The organism is Bradyrhizobium jicamae (assembly GCF_018130215.1).
Classification (GTDB): Bacteria; Pseudomonadota; Alphaproteobacteria; order Rhizobiales; family Xanthobacteraceae; genus Bradyrhizobium; species Bradyrhizobium jicamae_A.
The window spans coordinates 1-1,922 of sequence record NZ_JAFCKQ010000114.1 but is presented as its reverse complement, the minus strand read 5'-3'; the positions used below and the strand labels follow the sequence as shown (position 1 = coordinate 1,922).

The 1,922-nt window shown below is 62.9% G+C and carries 2 protein-coding genes; both read right to left on the bottom strand.

Annotated features, from left to right (window positions below):
- A partial coding sequence (gene istB, locus JQ586_RS40155) for an IS21-like element helper ATPase IstB (protein ID WP_212400142.1) occupies positions 1-650 on the bottom strand: 650 nt, incomplete at its 3' end.
- Entirely contained in the window at positions 647-1,912 is a 1,266-nt protein-coding gene (gene istA, locus JQ586_RS40150; RefSeq protein ID WP_212400143.1) for an IS21 family transposase, read from the bottom strand. The genes istB and istA, both read right to left, overlap by 4 nt.
- Positions 1,913-1,922: the final 10 nt, after the last annotated feature.

The window sequence follows — 1,922 nt, the reverse complement described above, 5'->3', positions numbered from 1 at the left end:
AAGATTTCTCCCCATTCGGCGAAGCCTCGATTCGAAGTGAGGATCATGGCGCCCTTTTCATACCGGGCATTGACGAGCTGGAAGAACAGATTACCGCCGCCGGAAGTGACTGGCAGGTAGCCGATCTCGTCGACAATCAGCAGCGCGAAGCGACAGAAGAAGCGGATTCGCTCGCGCAACGTCCCCTCGCGCTCGGCCTTGGCCAGCGTAGCAACAATATCGGCAAGGGAGCCGAAGTAGACGCTGCGGCCGGCTTTGACCGCCTCGACGCCGAGCGCCAGGCTCAGGTGGCTTTTGCCCGTGCCAGGCGGTCCGATGAGGTGGACGACTTCAGCCCGATCGAGGAACTGCAGCTCGGCGAGCGCCATGATGCGGTTCTTGTCGAGGGAAGGCTGGAACGAGAAGTCGAATCCGGCCAACGTCTTGATGGCCGAGAGCCGGGCCATGATCAGCGCCATTTTTATGCGCCGGTTTTCCCGCAAGGTGAGCTCTTCGGTGAGAAGGACGTCGATGGCTTCGAGGGCACTTGTTTCGCCGCGCTCGATGCCTCGCAGCGTAACGTCTAGGATTTCCAGGGCGCGCGGCATTTTGAGACCGACGAGATTACGCCGGATGCGGTCGATGACGGCAGGAGCCGTTCCAGCACTCATCGGATGCCTCCCTGAGCGGCCAAGCGGCGCCCGACGGCCTCATAGAAGTCGAGTGAACGCCGCACTGCCATCTCGCCAGGCCGGCGAATGACGACGGCACTGCTTCCTTCTGGCGACCACCGGCGCGGTGGTGGCGTCGATTTACGATGAGCGGGATCGAGGCGCCGGTCACCGCGGCCTTCTAGCGGCGCATGGGTCGCGACGAGAACGCCGTCTTCAAAGATTTGGATCGCGTTGGCGAGGACATGAACATCGAGCACGCGCCGGCGCGTGGTGTCAGGGACGCTGTAGAGGTTGCCGCCGACGCTGACCATGCCTTCGTGGGAGGCGCGCCGTTCAAGCCGCAGGACCGCCTCGTATGGCGCCAGCGGCAGGGGCTTGAGGACGGCCTTTTCGTCGGCAAAAGCCTCGTTGACGACACGATGCGTTGTCGCATGGACCCGTGGATTTGCGACCGTATCGAGCCAATGCCGCAACTGGCCGTTCAAGTCATCCAGATTTCGGAATGAGCCGCCAAGGAAGAAGTCCTCGCGGATATAGCGGAACGGCCGCTCGACCTTGCCCTTCGTCTTTGGCCGATAAGGCCGGCAGGCGCGAGGCTGGAAGCTAAAGTGTCGGGCAAGGTCGAGAAGCGCACGATTGTAGATCACGAGCCCATCGGTGCCTTCGCCGATGACCGCGGTCTTCATCCGGTCGTAGAGGATCTCCCGCGGCGCGCCGCCGATCGCCTCCAGGGCGGCAATGTGACAGCGCAGGACGCTCTGCAAGTCCTGATGGACGACAAAGCGCGCCCAGATCAGCCGGGAGTAGCCCAGAACCATGGAGAAGAGCCAGACGATGCGCCGCATGCCGGGTTCATCGGTGAAAGCGACATCGAACTGGGCAAAATCCACCTGCGCCTGTTCGCCAGGCGGCGTCTCAAAACGGATTTCGAAGCCGCCCGGCCTGACGGGACGCATGTCGCGGAGATAGTCGGTGACGGCGGTGTAGCCGCCCGCATAGCCACGCTCCTTGAGTTCGCGCCACAACCGGCGCCCGGTCAGGGTCGGAAACTCAGCAACCCTTTCCCGCAGATAGAGCGCGAACGGATCCATTACGCGCGGGCGCGGCGCCCGTTTCTTGTAAGCCGGGGGCTCGAGCCCCTTGGCGATATAGGCTCGGACAGTCTTCCGGTCGATGCCGAGTTGGCGCGCGATGGCGGACACGGAAAGTCCCTGGCGGTGCAAATCCAAGATCATCACAAGTTCCCCAATTTTGATCACCGCGCCCCTC